Here is a 15221-nt window from a genome sequence, read left to right as displayed (position 1 = left end):
GAGTTCGTGAAGGCCGTGACCACGCCGGTGAAGGCGGCGCCGATGACGACACCGACCGCCAGGTCGACGACGTTGCCGCGCATGATGAAGTCTTTGAAGAGGGCGCCGTCCCCGCAGTACGCCTCCACACAGCCGGTGTTGCCGCAGTCGCAGAGCGGGCCGTCGTCGGCCAGCCGCAGGTGCCCGATATCGCCGGCCCCGCTGGTCGCGCCCCGGTAGAGCGTGCCGCCCAGCACCAGTCCGCACCCGATGGCGCTGCCGAGCTTGACGTACAGGAAGTCGTCGAACGCCCGGCCGGTGCCGGCGTGCAGCTCACCCAGCGCCATCACGTTGGCGTCGTTGTCCACCTGCACGGGACAGCCCAGCTCGGCGGCGATCGCGTCGCGCACCGGGAACTGGTGCCAGCCCGGCAGGGCGGGCGACGAGACCGGGGATCCCTCCCGCACCGCGACCGGCGCGGGCAGCGCCACGCCCACCCCGGCCAACCGGGACAGCCCCGCCTCGGCGCGGAGCTTGCCGAGCAGCTCTACGGCGCGGCCGACGACCGCCTCGGGGCCGTCCCGGAGGTCGATCGGCTCGCCGAGACGGGAGAGCGGGGTCAGCCCGCCGTCGGTCAGCGCGACGTCGAGCCGCCCGGCGCCGACGGCCACCGCGCCGAAGCGGACCTGCCCGGCGACCCGGAGCAGGGACGAGCGGCGACCGCCCCGGGACGCGGCCGGCCCGGCCGTCTCCACCAGGCCCTGGGCGGTCAGCCGGTCCACCTCCGCGATGAACCGGTTCCGGTTCAGGCCCAGCGCGTCGGCCAGCTCGACCCGGGAGCGGGGGCCGTCGTCGCGCAGCAGGCGCAGCAGCCGCGCCTGGTCCGGGTTCTCCGGTCCGATCAGCGTCATCGCGATCACCTCCCTCCGGAATGTGCCATATCGGCGTCACGAGGCGTGACGCGAGGGGGCCGCGCCCGGGTTCTCCCGGGCGCGGCCCTCGGTGGTGCCGGTCGGGTCCGTCAGCCCCGCAGACCCGACATGTGCTCGTAGCTGATCTCCGCGAAGCGCAGCGACCGGCCCGGGTCGGCGCTGCCGCCCGGCGCGTTGTCCTGCTCCCACATCGGGTTGTGGTACCCCTTCGCGCCCATGTTGGCGAAGAAGGTGCCGTAGTCGATGTCGCCCTGGCCGAGCGGCACCATGTCGTAACCGGCGGAGCTGGCCGGGTTGAACGCCCCGTCCTTGGCGTGGAACAGCGGGAAGCGGGTGGTCCGGACCGCCACCGTGGCCAGCGGGTCGAAGACGTTCGTCTGGGTCACGCCGTCCGGGTCGACGTAGCTGCGGTACCGGTACTGCGCCACGTGCGCCCAGTAGATGTCCATCTCGAACCAGACCCACTCCGGGTTGGTCAGCCCGAAGAAGTACTCCAGCTTCCGTACGCCGGAGGACCGGGTCGGCCGGCCCAGCCCGTCCAGTGGGCCGCTGTCCAGCAGGAAGTTGTACGCCGCGTCGTGGTTGTGCGTGTAGAGCTTCAGCCCGCGCGCGGCGGCCATCTCGCCGAAGGTGTTCCACCGGTCGGCCGCGGCGTCCCAGTCGGCCTTGTAGTTGCTGCCGGTCGGGTCGTTGCCGGTGCCGATGTGCGTCATGCCGAGGATCTCGGCGGTGTCCAGCGTCTGCTCGAACGCGGCGATGGTGTCCGGGGTGACCGTGCTCGGGACGGAGGCGTGCGAACCGTTGGCCCGCAGCCCGTTGTCGTCCAGGATCTTGCGGATCTCTTCGGGGGTGATCTGCCGGCCGAGGATCCCGGTGTTCTGGGTGTACCCGGCGAACTCGACCTCCTGGTAGCCGATCTCGGCGAGCCGGCCGAGCACCGCTCGAACCCATACGGGACGCCGGAGGTGTCCGGTGCGGCGCTGATCCGGTCGCGGACGCTGTAGAGGATGATGCCGCGCTTGCCGGTGGGGATGAGCAGGCCGTTGCCCTCGGCGGCGGCCGAGGGGGCCCAGCCGGCGGCGCCGACGGCGACCGCGCCGGCGGCCCCGGCGATGGTGCCGAGCACCCGGCGACGGCTCATTCCGTGCTGTGTGTCGTTCATGTCCTGGCTGCCTTTCCGTGCTGACTGGTGATGGGGGACTGGTGCTGCGGTGTCCGGGTGGGCCGCCGGTGGCGGCCCCACCCGGTGGTCACGGGGTGACGCCGATGCCCTGACCGGCGAACTCGACCCAGTTGAGGTTGCCGAAACCGCTGGCCGCACCGCCGGGAACGGTGGTGAAGACCAGGTAGAGCTTGTGCGAGCCGCCCGGGTCGGTCAGCGGCACGGTGGTGCTGGTGAAGGCGTTGTTGCCGCTGGTCGCGTTGACCGTGGCGGTGGTCAGCAGCGGGCCGGTGGGCGAGTCCAGCCGGAACTGAACGCCGAACCGGGGCTGCCCGGCGGTGGCCGCGCTGCCACCGGAGGTACGCAGCGTCACCGACTGCATGTTCTTCAGGTTCACGGTGTTGTTGATCGCGATCCAGTCGCCCGGGTCGAGGCTGCCGCGCTGCTGCCCGCCGCCGGTGTCGGCGCTGGCGCCCACCGTGGTGCCGGTCTCGTCGGTGGCGAACTCCACCTCCTGCCGCTTGGCCTGGACGATCTGCTGGTCCACCGTGGTCAGCGCCGGCTGCCCGTTGGCGCCCTGGTCGGTGTACGACGCGCTGACCACGCCGTAGATGTAGCCGCCGTGCGAGGCGTCGTCCGGCTCGGTGGGCAGCACCCCGGAGCAGCCGAACTGGTTGGCCTCACCGTGACCGTGCTGGTCGTGGCCGAGGACGAAGGTCACCTCGACCTTGCTGCAGTCGACCGGCCCGTCCTCCGGGTCGGTGACGGTGACCGACCACGGGATGTCGTCGCCCCAGCTGAAGAAGCCGCCCTCGAGCGGGGTGACGACGGTGACGGTCGGCGCGGTGTTGCCGACGGTGATGGTGGTGTTCGCCGACGCGGTCTTGCCGCTGGAGTCCGTCACCGTCAGCCGGGCGGTGTAGACGCCGTTGGCGGTGTAGGTGTGCGTCGGGTTCGGGTCGATGGAGTCGGTGGTGCCGTTGCCGTCGAAGTCCCAGGCGAACGAGATGGAGTCGGCCGGGTCCGGGTCCTTCGAGCCCTCGCTGGAGAACGCCACGGTCAGCGGCGCGATGCCGTTGGTCGGGGTCGCGGTCAGCGTGGCGGTGGGTGCCCGCAGGCCCTTGACGTAGCTGAACTTCAGCATCGCCGCGTCCGGGTTGACGTTGAAGAACCCGTCGCCGTACGTCAGCAGGTAGAAGTTGCCGTCGGCGCCCCAACGCATGTCCATCGGGTTGTCGCACAGGAACGGCTTGGCCGGCGTGGTCGGCGCCTGGCCGCAGTTCAGCACATTGTTGATCTTCAGGATGTCACCCTTGTCGTCCAGCCGGACCTCCTTGAGGGTGTCCCGGGTGAACTCGCCGAAGAAGATCGCGCCGTCGTAGTACTCGGGGAACTTCGTCTCCGACCTCAGCTCCGGGTCGAAGTCGTACTTCGCCGCACCGTGCGGGCCGACGCCACCCGTGCCGAGCTCGGGGAAGAGCACCGGACAGGTCTGCGTGGGCGTCGACAGGTACGACTCCGGGCACGGGGTCGGCGCCTGGAACGAGTACCACAGCTCGGACTTCTCCACCGCCGGCAGGTCGGTCAGGCCGGTGTTGTGCCGGGAGGTGTTCTTCGGCGCCGCGCAGTCGAACGGCGCGACCGGCGAGATCGGGTTGGTGGTCCAGTTCATCTCGATGTACGGCAGGTTCGGCTGCACGCACATCGGCCAGCCGTAGTTCGCCGGCTTGTCGACCACCATCATCCGGCCGGTGCCCGCCGGTCCACGACCGACCTGCGCCGTCGAGGAGTCGGGGGAGTAGTCGGTGACGTAGGCGACGTCGTTCTTGTCGAGGGTGATCCGGAACGGGTTCCGGAATCCCATCGCGTAGATCTCCGGCCGGTCTTCGCGGTGCCCGCCGGGAACATGTTGCCCGCCGGCACCCTGTACGACCCGTCCGCCCCGACCGTGATGCGCAGGACCTTGCCGCGCAGGTCGTTGGTGTTCGCCGAGCTGCGCCGGGCGTCCACGAAGGGCGCCTGGTAGACCCCGGTGGCGCTGACCGAGTCGTTGTGCGGCGAGAAGCCGCCGGAGCCACCGCCGCCGGCCGGGGTGTCGTCCCCGGTAACCAGCCAGAGGTTGTTCTTCGAGTCGAACGCGATGTCGCCGGCCACGTGGCAGCAGGCTCCCCGGTCCACCGGCACCTGGAGGATCTTCTGCTCGGTGCTCAGGTCCAGCGACGGGGTGTCCCCGTCGACGAACTTGAACCGGGACAGCTGGAAGTAGCCCTTCCACTGGTCCCAGGCGGCCGGGTCGGTGCTGGTGGTGGGCGCGCCCCCGGTCGGGGTGTCCAGCGGCGGTGCGTAGTAGAGGTAGACCCACTTGTTGGTGGCGAAGTCGTGGTCGATCGCCGGGCCGTACATCCCGTCCTCGCTGTGGGTGTAGACCGGGATCTGCGCCAGCACGGTGGTCTCGTTGCTCGCCGGGTCGTGCAGGCGTACGCCGCCGCGCCGGTCGGTCTGGATCACCCGGCCGTCGGGGAGCACGTCGAAGCCGATCGGCTCGTTGACGTTGGGCTGCGCCCCGACCACCGTCATCTGGTAGTTGGCCAGCACGGTGGCGCCGCAGTCGCCGTCGGTCACGCCGGCCGCCCACTGGATCGCGCCGCCGAGGTGGGCGCGCAGGTCGGCGCTGCCGTAGCTCTCCGCGGTGGCGCCGAGTCCGGTGTAGAACGACCGGCCGCCCTGGTAGTCCTTGCACCAGGTCACCGGGTGGTCGAAGCCCATGCTGCCGCCGCTGTACGACTTCTCGTCCACGGTGGCCAGCACGTGCGAGACGCCCCGGACGTTGGCCGCGAAGTTGTACCACCGGTCGGTGGTGCTCCAGCGCTGCGGCAGCGTCTCGGATGCGGGGTGGACCCGGTCGGCGACGGTCACGGTCGCCTTGCTCATTGCGGAGGGGGCGCCGTTGGCCCGGGTGCCGAGCACGTTGGTGAGGAACGACCACCCCGGCTCGGCCTCGATCGCGGAGTGGACGCCGACGAACCCGCCGCCGTCGCGGTAGTACTCCTCGAAGGCGGCCTGCTGGGCGTCGTTGAGCACGTCGCCGGCGGTGTTGAGGAAGACCACGGCCCGGAACTGCTTCAGGTGTGGCGCGTCGAACTTGCGGGCGTCGTCGGTGACCTCGACGGTGAAGCGCCGGTCGCGCCCGAGCTGCTGGATGGCCTGCACCCCGGCCGCGGTGGCGCCGTTGCTGCCGCTGGCCGAGCGGGTGAAGACGAGCACCTTGTACTCGATGCCGTTGCTGACGGGTGCCGGTGCGGTGAGTGCCGGCGCTGCCTGCGCCGGGGTCGGTTGCTGCTGCGCCGTCGCGACGAGCGTCGCGCCGACGAGGGCGAGCAGGCTCAGGTGGGTGGCGGCCCTGCGGCCGATTGGTCTGCGCATCGAACCTCGCTCTGGTCGGGCGGGTCCGCCTCAGCCGGGACGAGGCTGAGGAGGTCGCTGGGGAGGTGACGAGAGCCTGGCCAGGTTCTACGCAGGACGATATTTGCGTACGCCAGCAAAGAGAAGAGGTTGGAGGCAAAAGTTTTGAACGAACCTCTCCCACTTTTGTTCAGGATCAGCAAAAGTGGGGCGGCTCGGTGTCGTTCGGACAGACGACAGCGGGCCGGTCACCCGAAGGTGCCGGCCCGCTGTCGTCGGTGCGGTCAGAGGGTGCTGGCGTTGCTGCCCGTGCCGGACGGCTTGGTACGCGGGCTGGTGGTGCCCGACGACCCGGAGGTCGAGCCGGTCGAGCCCGTGCTGGATGAACCGGCCTTGGCGCCCACCGTGGCCGGCGTGCCGGCGAACGGCTTGTCGGCCGCGGTCAGCTGCTGCGTGTTGCCGTTGCCGCTGAGCTTCTCGCCGAGCTTGGTCTGCCCGAGCTTGTCCTTGCCCTCGCTGTAGAGCCGGGTCGCCTGAGCCTGCGCGACGCCCGCCGCCTCCTGGACGGTCGGGTGGTCGAGCACCTTGCGGCCCCGGACCACCAGTTCCTCGTACTTCTCTCGGCCGGCACGGGCGCCCAGGACGAATCCCGCAGCCAGCCCGCCAAGAAACATGATCTTTCCGCGCATGGCGGCTCCTCTCGTACCTGACGCGCTGTCGTCCCCGACCGGGGGCGACCCACTCGCGCCTACGTCCTCTGTCGGCGGCTAACTACCCATCCTGCTCCGCGCCCATGCCTCCATGCGCCGAGATGACGATTTGTCCGAATTCCGGCGCGTCCGAATCCCGGCGGGAGAGCGGACGGCGATGCGGTAACCCCCTGGCGCGCCACCCCCCGATGTCCTGTACTCTTGTCCCCGTCGCACGGCGCGGAGAGATCCGCGACCCGGCGGTGCACGGTCCCCCGTAGCTCAATTGGCAGAGCAGCCGGCTGTTAACCGGCAGGTTTTTGGTTCGAGTCCAAACGGGGGAGCTTCGCTCCACAGCACGCCCGTCGGCCCCGCCGGCGGGCGTTTCTCGTTTCCCGGTTCGCCGGCTCCAGCGAACCTCCAGCCGGCCCCCAGCCGCCGGCGGGAGGTTTTCGCCCCGCAGGGTCGGGTTGCCCGGCAGGATGGTCGATGTCGACTTGGACTCCCGCTGCGTCGATTGGTGCGTCGATCATGAGGGGTGGAGATGACCGGAGGACGAGGCCGCTGGACGGCCACCCTGATCGCGGTGGCGGTCGTGGTCGGCTGGCTGGTCGTCGGGGGCGTCGCCGGGCCGTACTCCGGGAAGCTGGGCGACGTCGCCACCAACGACAACGCCGCGTTCCTGCCCACCGACGCCGAGGCCACCCGGGCCCAGGACCTCTCCGCCGGCTTCGTGGCGAAGGAGACGACGCCGGCGCTCGTCGTCTACGAGCGCCCCTCCGGGATCACCCCCGCCGACCAGCAGCGGGTGCAGGCCGACGCCGCCCGGTTCGCCCAACTGCCCGGCGTGCTGGGCCCGCTCCCGCCGTCGATCGTCAGCCAGGACCGGCAGGCCGTCCAGGTGATCGTGCCGATCGACGCTGCCGAGGGCGAGCAGATCCGGCAGGTCGTCGACGAGCTGCGCGACATCGCCGGCCCGGACCGGGACGGGCTCACCGTCAACGTGGCCGGACCCGCCGGCCTGCTCGGCGACCTGATCGAGGTCTTCACCGCCATCGACGGGCCGCTGCTGCTGGTCACCCTGGTCGTCGTCCTGGTCATCCTGCTGATCGTCTACCGCAGCCCGGTGCTCTGGATCCTTCCGCTGCTCGCCGCCGGGATGTCCTACTCGCTGGCGTCGGTCTTCGTCTACCACCTGGCCAAGCACGACGTGATCAAGCTCAACGGGCAGGCGCAGGGCATCCTCACCGTGCTGGTCTTCGGCGCCGGCACCGATTACGCCCTGCTGCTGATCGCCCGGTACCGGGAGGAGCTGCACCGGCACCACCGGCCGTGGGACGCGATGAAGACCGCCTGGCGGGGCGCCGCCCCGGCCGTCATCGCCTCCGGCACCACCGTCATCGTCAGCCTGCTCTGCCTGCTGCTGTCCAGCCTCAACTCCAACCGGGCGCTCGGTCCGGTCGCCGCCCTCGGCATCGCCGCCACGCTGCTGGTGATGCTCACCTTCCTGCCCGCGCTGCTGGTGCTCGGCGGACGCTGGGCGTTCTGGCCGCGTACGCCCCGCGAGGACCAGGCGGACCCGCAGGCCGACGGCATCTGGAGCCGGATCGCCGGCTTCGTCGCCCGCCGGTCCCGCGCCGTGTGGCTGGTCACCGCCGTCGCCCTGGCCGCGCTCACCCTCGGCCTCAGCCAGCTCGGCGCCACCACCCTCGGCCAGTCCGACCTGTTCACCAGCCGCACCGACTCGGTGGCCGGCCAAAAGGTGATCGCCCGGCACTACCCGGCGGGCACCGGCAGCCCGGCCACCATCTTCACCACCCAGGCGACCGCGCAGCAGGTGGCCCAGGTCGCCCAGGGCGTGCCCGGGGTGGCCTCGGTCCGCCCGGTCACCGAGCGGGGCCAGGCCGGCCCGCCCGACCCGAACGCGCCACCCAAGGTGGTCGACGGCCGGGTGGAGCTGCAGGTGACGCTGGCCGACCCGGCGGACAGCGACGGCGCCGAAGAGACCGTCCGCGACCTGCGCGAGGCGGTGCACCGGGTGCCCGGCTCCGACTCCGTGGTCGGCGGCTTCACCGCCATCAACGTGGACACCGCCGCCGCCTCCACCCGGGACCGCAACGTCATCATCCCGGTGGTGCTCGTGGTCATCGCGGTCATCCTGGCCCTGCTGCTGCGCGCCCTGCTCGCCCCGGTGCTGCTCATCGCCACCGTGGTGCTGTCGTTCCTGGCCACCCTGGGGCTCTGCGCGCTGATCTTCAAGTACGTGCTGGACTTCCCCGGCGTCGACCAGTCCTTCCCGCTCTTCGCGTTCGTCTTCCTGGTCGCGCTCGGCATCGACTACAACATCTTCCTGATGAGCCGGGTCCGCGAGGAGTCGGTCAAGCGCGGCACCCGCGCCGGGGTGCTGGGCGGCCTCGCGGTCACCGGTGGCGTGATCACCTCCGCCGGCATCGTGCTCGCCGCGACCTTCTCCGCGCTCGCCGTGCTGCCGCTGGTGGTGCTGGTCGAGTTGGGCGTGGCGGTCGCCGTCGGGGTGCTGCTCGACACCATCGTCGTACGGTCGCTGCTGGTGCCCGCCCTGGCGTACGACATCGGGCCGAAGATCTGGTGGCCGAGCCGGCTGTCCCGGACGAACCGCAACGGCGACCGGGCCGGCGCGGAGGTCGAACATGCTCGCTGAGACCGACGTGGTCATCGTCGGCGGCGGCCTGGCCGGCCTCGCCGCCGCCCGCCGGTTGCACCGCGCCGGCGTGCCCTGGCTGCTGCTGGAGGCCGGCGACCGGCTCGGCGGCCGGGTCGCCACCGACCAGGTCGACGGCTACCTGCTCGACCGCGGCTTCCAGGTGCTCAACACCGCCTACCCCCGGCTGGGCACCCTGCTCGACCTGGCCGCGCTCGACCTGGGCTGGTTCACCTCCGGCGTGCTGGTCCGCCGCGGCGACCGCCTCGACCGGCTGGTCAACCCGCTGCGCGAACCCACCGGGGCGGCGCGGACCGCCACCGCCGGGGCCGGGTCCCTGGTGGACCGGCTGCGCCTCGCCGCGCTCGCCATCGGCTGCGCCACCCTGCCGGTGAGCCGGCTGCTCGCCGCCGCGGAGACGACCAGCGGGGCCGCCCTGCGCCGGGCCGGCCTCTCCGACGCGATCATCGAGGAGCTGCTCCGACCGTTCCTGTCGGGCGTCCTCATCGACCGGGAGCTGGAGACCTCCAGTCACGTGCTGGCCATGGTGCTGCGCTCCTTCGCCCGCGGTCGGATCGGCCTCCCCGCGCACGGCATGGGGGCGCTGCCCCGCGCCGTCGCCGACCCGCTGCCCGCCGACCTGATCGAGCTGGACACCCCGGTCGCCGAGGTCGCGCCCGGCCGAGTCCGCACCCAGGCCGGCGACATCGCCTGCCGCGCCGTCGTGGTCGCGGTGGACCCGCCGGCGGCGGCCACGCTGCTGCCGCGGCTCGTGCGGGTACGGATGCACAGCTACACCACCTACTATCACGCCGCCGAGTCGGCGCCGCTGGACGAGCCGATCCTGCTGGTCGACGGCGACCGGCGGGAACTGGTCGCCAACACGGTGGTGCCCAGCAACGCCGCGCCGACGTACGCCCCGGCCGGGCGGCACCTGGTGGCCACCTCCGTGGTCGGCCCGCAGGCCCCGCCCGAGCCGGTGATCCGGCGGGAGCTGGACCGGCTCTACGGGCGGTCCACCGCCGACTGGACCCACCTGACCACCGTGTCGATCCCGGACGCGCTGCCCGCCGCGCCGCCGCCGCAGGGCCGGCTGCGCAAGCCCGTGGCGCTCGGCGACGGGCTCTTCGTGGCCGGCGACCACCGCGACAGCCCCTCCGTCCAGGGGGCGCTCGCCAGCGGGTGGCGCACCGCCGGTGCCGTCCTCGCCGCGCTCCGCCCCGGGCAGGGGGCCCCGTCCGAGCTGGACGGGTGACCCGAGACCCCCTCGTGATCACCTATGATCGCCGCCATGCCCACACCCCTCCCGGCGATCACCTTCGACCCGGCCGCCGCCTTTCCCGAGGTCAACGACATGCGCGCGGCCCTCGCCGGGCGCGACTGGCCCCGCGTCCGGCAGCTGCTCGACGTCCGCGACTGGGCGGGCAGGGCGTTCCTGATGGGGTTCGCCGAGGACGACGCCGCGACCGGGACCTGGCTCCGCCAGGTCCTCGCCCAGCAGCCCGGCGATACCGTCGCCGCCACCATGCTCGCCGCGCACCTCGTCCAGGTCGGCTGGAAGATCCGGACCGACAAGCTGGCGAAGTACGTCAGCCGGGAGCAGTTCGCCCAGCTCCACGACCACCTGCGGCAAGCCGAGCAGATCCTCATCGACGTCTGCGCCCGGGAACCGGGCAACGTCATCGCCTGGGAGGAACGGCTGACCACCGCGATGGGCCTGGGACTGGGCCAGGCGGAGGCCCGCCGCCGCTACGACCGGCTCGCCCGGTACGCCCCGCACCAGATGTCGGCCCAGTCCCGGTTGTTCCAGCAGCTCTGCCCCAAGTGGGGCGGCAGCTGGGAGAAGGCGTTCGACTTCGCCCGGGAGTGCATGCTCTCCGCCCCGGAGGGCGCGCAAAACGCCGTCCTGCTCGCCGAGGCGCACCTCGAACGGTTCGTCACCTTCGACAGCGACGGCGAGCAGGGCGCGTACCTGCAGGACCCGCGGGTGATGCAGGACATCTGGGCGGCGGCGCAGCGCTCCGTGCTGCACCCGAACTTCCGGCACGAGCCCGGTTGGGTCTCCACCCGATCGGTCTTCGTCCTCTGGTTCGGGCTGACCGGGCAGTGGGCCGCGGCCGGGGCGCAGCTCGCCGCCCTGGGCCACCTGGGCAGCCAGCACCCGTGGTCGTACGTGGGCGGCACTGAGGTGCTTGACAACATCCGCGCCGAGGCGTACGCGAAGGGTGTGTTTCGTTGATCCGGCGGCTGGACGTGGACGGGGTGCCCACGCTGATGGCACCCACCGCCGGGCCGATGCGCGCCGGGCTGACCTTCCGGGTCGGCACCGCCGACGAGACCCTGGCCCGCAGCGGCATCACCCACCTGCTGGAACACCTGGCGCTCGCCCCGCTCGGGCTGACCGACTACCACTTCAACGGCGCCACCGCGCCGACCTTCACCTCCTTCTACATGCAGGGCTCCGAGTCCGATATCGCCGGTTTCCTCACCGCCGTCTGCCGCACCATTCACGACCTGCCGATGGCCCGGCTGGAGGTGGAGAAGGAGATCCTGCGCACCGAGTGGAGCAGCCGCGGCAACACGGCCGTCGACGCGCTGCCGTTGTGGCGGCACGGCGCCCGCGACCACGGCCTGAGCAGCTACCCGGAGTTCGGGCTGTACGCCCTGACCGAGCACGACCTGCGGTACTGGGCGGCCCGCTGGTTCACCCGGGAGAACGCGGTGCTCTGGATCGCCGGCGACCGGGTACCCGCCGGGCTGCGGCTGGCGCTGCCCGCCGGCGTACGGCAGCCGGTGCCGCCGGTGTCGTCGGCGCTGCCGCGCACCCCCGCGTACTTCGTCAACGGCTCGCGGGCCGTGGTGCTGGACTCGGTCGTGCGGCGCCGGACCGCCGCGGGCGTCTTCGCCGGGGTGCTGGAGCGCGAGATGTACCGCTCGCTGCGCCAGGAGGACGGGCTCTCCTACACCATCAACACCGGGTACGAGCCGCGCGGCGACGGCCACGCCACGCTGCGCGCCCTCGCCGACGCGCTGCCCGAGAAGCAGGACGCGGTGCTCGGCGGGTTCATCGACGTGCTGGCCAAGCTGCGGGCCGGCCGGATCGAACAGGCCGACCTGGACGCCACCGTGGCCAAGCGGGAGGACACCCTCGGCACCGCCGAGGTGGACGCCGCGCGGCTGCCCGGCCAGGCGGTGGACCTGCTCACCGGCCAACCCGCCGTCACCGTCGACGAACTCCGCGCGGAACTCAAGACCGTCACCCTCCCCGACCTGCACCAGGTGGCCCAGGAGGTCACCGCCACCGCGCTGCTGATGGTGCCCGACGGCACCACCGCCGACTGGGCCGGCTTCGCCGAGGCGCCCACCCGCTCCACCCACACCCTGCCCGGCACCGCCTACCGGGAACGGGAGGGCGACGGCGAGCTGCGGGTCGGCGTGGACGGCGTCAGCTACGTCGGCCCCGGCGGCCCGCTCACCGTCCGGTACGCCGAGTGCGCCGCCCTGCTCGCCTGGCCGGACGGCGCCCGCCGGCTGATCGGCCACGACGCCATCTCGATGCACATCGAGCCGACCCTGTTCGACCTGCACCCCGCCGCCATCGGCGTGATCGACCAGCAGATCCCCGCCGACCGGCGGGTCCCCATGCCGGCCCGCCCGCCGGAGAAGATCCCCCAGCCGTACGCGGCGGCCAACCGGCCGCACCCGCAGCAGCGCCCGGCCCCGGTGCAGCGGTCCTGGTGGGAGATCCCGCTGATGGTGCTCAGCGGCCTCGCCACCCTCGGCGTCGGCGGGATCACCCTGCTGCTCACCCTCGGCATGTTCATCTCCGACGAGGCCGACGGCGACGAGGCCTGGCTGTGGGGCATGGTCGGGGTGGGCTGGCTGCTCACTGTTATCCTCGCGTTGCCCATCGTGCTGTTGCGGCGGCGGAAACGCTGAGAGACCGCCCGTTTCGGTGGTGGCCGGTGATCGACCGGGCGGGTTACGATCCGGCGCGGTAACGGGGCGGTAGCTCAGCGGGTTAGAGCAGGGGACTCATAATCCCTCGGTCGCGGGTTCGAGTCCCGCCCGCCCCACCACGCGAAAACCCTGGTAGCCGGGCAGGTGCCACAGTCCAGGTAACCCCTACCCGGGCTGGGAGATCGACTCACGGTTGATGTAGGCGACCTGGGCGGCGAAGGCCAGCAGAGCCAACACGCTGCCGAGGCCGATCGCGAACCCGGACGACAGCCCCGCGAGCCCGGTCAGCAGCGTGACCGCGAGCCCCACCAGCAGCGCGTTCACCGCGCCCACCATCGCCGCCGTGGTCAGCAACAGCTGCGCCCGCCGGGGCGCGTTGCCGACCGCCGCCCAGGTGGCCCGCATGATGCCCTCGCCCTGCACCGCGTCGGCGAAGAAGTCGTGCTCGCCGGCCAGCCGACGGTGGTAGTACGCCCGGATGCGCTGGATTCGCGCGAGATCCAGCTCGTTCTCCACCATGTTCTGGACCAGCCGCAGGAATGTGAGCAGTCCGGTGATCACCAGCGTCGGCAGCACCGCCCCGAGGTACGGCCGGACGAGCGCCGCGTTGCTGGCGACGAAACCGAGCCCGATCAGCGCGGCGGAGAGCATGGTCAGGAAGACCGTCGCCCGGCCCACCGACTCGGTGACGGTCGCGCTGCGCGAGGTCTGAAGCACGAAATGCTCGGTGGTCAGGGCGGTGAGCAGCGCCTGCTCGCGTTCTCTGTCGTCCATGCACCTCAGCGTCCGTGGCCGACAGGGGTCATCGTCACGATACGAGTGGCGAGGACGCACGGATCGGGAAAACGGACGGCCATGAACGGGACACTGGGCGTCGAAGCGCGCATGTTTGCGGGGGGCCCGTGGGTGGCGGTGGCGCTGGTGGACCGGGCGAACGACACCTACCATGAGCCGGTGATCGAGCAGAGTGAGCGACGCGTCCCCGTGCCGGTCACCGCCGCCGTGGTGATTTTGCTCGTGGCGACCGCGATCCCGGCGGGGAAGATGTTGACGAGTGGTCCATCCAGGGCCAGTGGGTTGATAGCGGGGCTTCTTGTCCTGGCGTTGGCTTTCGGCCTGTGGCGTGGTAGCGGGCGGGCCCGCTTTTGGACAACCGTCTTCTCGACCGCCAGCGTTGTGTATGGCGTCGTCGCGTTCGCCGGGGCTGATGCGTCAGGGCTGCTGCAGAGCGTTGGTGCGTCAGTCGTCGTCGGCCTGTTGCTGGTGCCCGCATCGTCCCGGCGGTGGTTTCACGACTTGCCGGTGGAGGAGTAGCGCCGGCGATGATGCGGCACTTCTGCGACGCGGTCGTCGCGTGCCGCGCTGCGCGAGCGTTGTCCACCCGGGTGCCCGTCGACCCGGACGGGTCGATCCGGCTGGCGGCCCGGGCCTGGGCGGTCCGCGGTACGGCGCCGGCCTGAGCACCGGCGGCTGCGCGGGATCCGCCGTACGAGAATCGTGAGTACGCGTGCTCATCCGGATATCGACCCCGACCGGAAGGATCAGGCCGTGAACTCGACGACGTGGACGCGTACCCTGCTCGGCGGCCTGACCCTCGCGGCGGCGACGGTCGGGGCGTGGTGGGCCTGGCTGGGCTGGGAGACCGGGTACACGGTGGACCCGGAGACCGGCGCGACCAGCGGCCCGTACGCCCCGTGGCAGGTGGCCGGCTGCGTCCTCACCCTGGCCCTGATCGCCGCCGTCGGTGGCTGGCTGCTCAGTCCGTGGGTGGTGGCCCCGGTGATGACGATCGCCTTCACCATCGCCTGGGCGGCGCACGCCGCCGCGACCGACGACACCGGCCTCTGGGCGGTCGGAGCGCTCCTGGTCCTGGTCGGGGCGGCTCTCGGCACCACCGTGGTCAGCGGCGGCGCCTGGCTGATCCGTCGAGGCCGTACGGGAAGGTCAGCCGGCTGACCGCGCGTCGCCTCTTCGCCCGGTTGATCATGGCGGACTGGAGCGCCGCTCGCCGGCGTCGACTGGGCCGGTCTGCAGCTCGACCCCCGGTTCTTCCGCTGCACCGGCATGCACCGGGCCGGGGCTGGCGTGATTTGCGGGCCGCGCTGCCGCCCGCGTGGTCGGTCCGGGGAGGACGACTCCCGCGAGGGCGATACCTGAGAGTCATAAATATATATGCCCCTCAGTCATAACGCTCGCTGCACATGTGCCTGCTGGACGGACCCGCCCCTCGCTGAGCGGTCACTCGAACACGGTGACAGTGCAGCGGCGGCACATTCCTCCGACGCCGACAACCTCACGGACCACACCGACCCGGCCTACTAGGGCGTGTCTCCTGGATCTTGGGTCGTGGTTGGGCTATTCACGTGTGTCGTGAGTGGGCGGTTTGAGCTGACCGATGTCGAGTACGCGCGGATCGC

Annotated in this window: 13 protein-coding genes and 2 tRNA genes; 9 read left to right on the top strand and 6 right to left on the bottom strand. The window is 71.7% G+C overall.

All coding sequences use genetic code 11. The features are described 5' to 3' along the window. The 5 genes from JNW87_RS21785 to JNW87_RS21765 all read right to left on the bottom strand — a co-directional run. A partial coding sequence (locus JNW87_RS21785) for an ROK family transcriptional regulator (protein ID WP_238454301.1) occupies window positions 1-890 on the bottom strand: 890 nt, incomplete at its 3' end. Window positions 891-1000: 110 nt separating this feature from the next. Further along, window positions 1001-1849, bottom strand: a complete 849-nt coding sequence (locus JNW87_RS21780) for a sugar phosphate isomerase/epimerase (RefSeq protein ID WP_238454300.1) — start codon at window positions 1847-1849, stop codon at window positions 1001-1003. Between the two features lie 312 nt (window positions 1850-2161). Further along, window positions 2162-3217 (bottom strand): carbohydrate-binding protein, encoded by a 1056-nt coding sequence (locus JNW87_RS21775; RefSeq protein WP_238454302.1) that lies wholly within the window; start codon window positions 3215-3217, stop codon window positions 2162-2164. 596 nt (window positions 3218-3813) lie between these two features. Beyond that, complete coding sequence (locus JNW87_RS21770; RefSeq protein ID WP_238454299.1) at window positions 3814-5496, bottom strand: ThuA domain-containing protein; 1683 nt, start codon at window positions 5494-5496, stop codon at window positions 3814-3816. Between the two features lie 263 nt (window positions 5497-5759). Beyond that, entirely contained in the window at window positions 5760-6164 is a 405-nt protein-coding gene (locus JNW87_RS21765; RefSeq protein ID WP_238454298.1) for a hypothetical protein, read from the bottom strand. A 271-nt stretch (window positions 6165-6435) separates the two neighbouring features. Between JNW87_RS21765 and JNW87_RS21760 the strand changes: the two genes are divergently transcribed. The 6 genes from JNW87_RS21760 (at window position 6436) to JNW87_RS21735 (ending at window position 12923) form a co-directional block, all read left to right on the top strand. Then, window positions 6436-6508: transfer RNA gene (locus tag JNW87_RS21760), tRNA-Asn, on the top strand. Between the two features lie 200 nt (window positions 6509-6708). Then, on the top strand, window positions 6709-8844 hold the full coding sequence (locus JNW87_RS21755; protein WP_238454297.1) for an MMPL family transporter: 2136 nt from the start codon (window positions 6709-6711) through the stop codon (window positions 8842-8844). After that, complete coding sequence (locus JNW87_RS21750) at window positions 8834-10099, top strand: NAD(P)/FAD-dependent oxidoreductase (protein WP_238454296.1); 1266 nt, start codon at window positions 8834-8836, stop codon at window positions 10097-10099. The genes JNW87_RS21755 and JNW87_RS21750 overlap by 11 nt, the downstream gene beginning before the upstream one ends. Before the next feature lie 36 nt (window positions 10100-10135). Then, a complete protein-coding gene (locus JNW87_RS21745) occupies window positions 10136-11083 on the top strand; it encodes a hypothetical protein (RefSeq protein WP_238454295.1) in 948 nt (315 codons plus the stop codon). After that, a complete protein-coding gene (locus JNW87_RS21740) occupies window positions 11080-12783 on the top strand; it encodes a pitrilysin family protein (protein WP_238454294.1) in 1704 nt (567 codons plus the stop codon). The genes JNW87_RS21745 and JNW87_RS21740 overlap by 4 nt, the downstream gene beginning before the upstream one ends. 63 nt (window positions 12784-12846) lie before the next feature. Next, a tRNA-Ile gene (locus JNW87_RS21735) sits at window positions 12847-12923 on the top strand. A gap of 46 nt (window positions 12924-12969) precedes the next feature. On the opposite strand, the gene JNW87_RS21730 is transcribed toward JNW87_RS21735, so the two are convergent. Further along, a complete protein-coding gene (locus JNW87_RS21730; RefSeq protein WP_109804713.1) occupies window positions 12970-13578 on the bottom strand; it encodes a hypothetical protein in 609 nt (202 codons plus the stop codon). 81 nt (window positions 13579-13659) lie between these two features. Here JNW87_RS21730 and JNW87_RS21725 point away from each other — a divergent pair, with 81 nt between their 5' ends. From JNW87_RS21725 to JNW87_RS21715, 3 genes are all read left to right on the top strand, one after another. Next, entirely contained in the window at window positions 13660-14118 is a 459-nt protein-coding gene (locus JNW87_RS21725; protein WP_238454293.1) for a hypothetical protein, read from the top strand. An 8-nt stretch (window positions 14119-14126) separates the two neighbouring features. Then, a complete protein-coding gene (locus tag JNW87_RS21720) occupies window positions 14127-14264 on the top strand; it encodes a hypothetical protein (RefSeq protein WP_238454292.1) in 138 nt (45 codons plus the stop codon). A gap of 88 nt (window positions 14265-14352) precedes the next feature. Continuing rightward, window positions 14353-14760 (top strand): hypothetical protein, encoded by a 408-nt coding sequence (locus JNW87_RS21715; RefSeq protein WP_109804715.1) that lies wholly within the window; start codon window positions 14353-14355, stop codon window positions 14758-14760. Window positions 14761-15221: the final 461 nt, after the last annotated feature.

The sequence above is a fragment of the Micromonospora sp. ATA51 genome, assembly GCF_016802855.1.
GTDB classification, from domain to species: Bacteria; Actinomycetota; Actinomycetes; order Mycobacteriales; family Micromonosporaceae; genus Micromonospora; species Micromonospora sicca.
The sequence above is the reverse complement of the archived record's forward strand: the minus strand, read 5'-3'. Positions and strand labels throughout refer to the sequence as shown.

Coding starts and splice junctions, on each gene's coding strand:
- JNW87_RS21775 (WP_238454302.1), bottom strand. CDS start 3,217: ATGCTGAAGTTCAGCTACGTCAAGGGCCTGCGGGCACCCACCGCCACG.
- JNW87_RS21745 (WP_238454295.1), top strand. CDS start 10,136: ATGCCCACACCCCTCCCGGCGATCACCTTCGACCCGGCCGCCGCCTTT.
- JNW87_RS21725 (WP_238454293.1), top strand. CDS start 13,660: ATGAACGGGACACTGGGCGTCGAAGCGCGCATGTTTGCGGGGGGCCCG.
- JNW87_RS21750 (WP_238454296.1), top strand. CDS start 8,834: ATGCTCGCTGAGACCGACGTGGTCATCGTCGGCGGCGGCCTGGCCGGC.
- JNW87_RS21770 (WP_238454299.1), bottom strand. CDS start 5,496: ATGCGCAGACCAATCGGCCGCAGGGCCGCCACCCACCTGAGCCTGCTC.
- JNW87_RS21730 (WP_109804713.1), bottom strand. CDS start 13,578: ATGGACGACAGAGAACGCGAGCAGGCGCTGCTCACCGCCCTGACCACC.
- JNW87_RS21765 (WP_238454298.1), bottom strand. CDS start 6,164: ATGCGCGGAAAGATCATGTTTCTTGGCGGGCTGGCTGCGGGATTCGTC.
- JNW87_RS21720 (WP_238454292.1), top strand. CDS start 14,127: ATGATGCGGCACTTCTGCGACGCGGTCGTCGCGTGCCGCGCTGCGCGA.
- JNW87_RS21755 (WP_238454297.1), top strand. CDS start 6,709: ATGACCGGAGGACGAGGCCGCTGGACGGCCACCCTGATCGCGGTGGCG.